The organism is Mycobacterium ostraviense (genome assembly GCF_002705925.1).
Lineage (GTDB): Bacteria > Actinomycetota > Actinomycetes > Mycobacteriales > Mycobacteriaceae > Mycobacterium > Mycobacterium ostraviense.
Map to the genome: position 1 here is coordinate 1494457 of NZ_NKRE01000001.1, position 681 is coordinate 1495137.

A 681-nucleotide genomic window follows, 5' to 3' on the forward strand; every position below is an offset into this window, starting at 1 on the left:
ACCACCGTGGCCGCCGTCGCAATATTGCGCACCCCCTGCGCACTAGCCAACACCCCAGCATTGCGATCCCCCACCACCGTGGCCGCCGTCGCGATGTTGGTATCCCCGACCGACCCCGCCACAACCCCACCATTGTTGGCGCCCACCACCGTGGCCGCCGACGCGACGTTGACGCTGCCATCCGCACTGGCCGCCACCCCATTGTTGGCGTTGCCCACCACCGTGGCCGCCGTCGCGACATTGGTATCACCGTCAGCGCTGGCCGAAATCGCCTGATTGCCATCAAAAACCGCGGTGGCCGCCGTCACCACATTGACGCTGCCATCGGCAGCCGCCGTCACCCCACTATTGCCATCACCGACCGCCGTGGCCGCCGTGGCCACATTGATCCTGCCCTCGGCAGTAGCCGCCACCCCACTATTGCCATCACCGACCACCGTGGCCGCCGTCGCAATATTGCGCACCCCCTGCGCACTAGCCAACACCCCAGCATTGCGATCCCCCACCACCGTGGCCGCCGTCGCGATGTTGGTATCCCCGACCGCCCCCGCCACAACCCCACCATTGTTGGCGCCCACCACCGTGGCCGCCGACGCGACGTTGACGCTGCCATCCGCACTGGCCGCCACCCCATTGTTGGCGTTGCCCACCACCGTGGCCGCCGTCGCGACATTGGTATCA

The 681-nt window shown here is 67.7% G+C and carries 1 pseudogene; it reads right to left on the bottom strand.

What is annotated here, in order from left to right:
- A pseudogene (locus CDN38_RS29315) lies at positions 1-681 on the bottom strand (hypothetical protein); the annotation flags it as partial.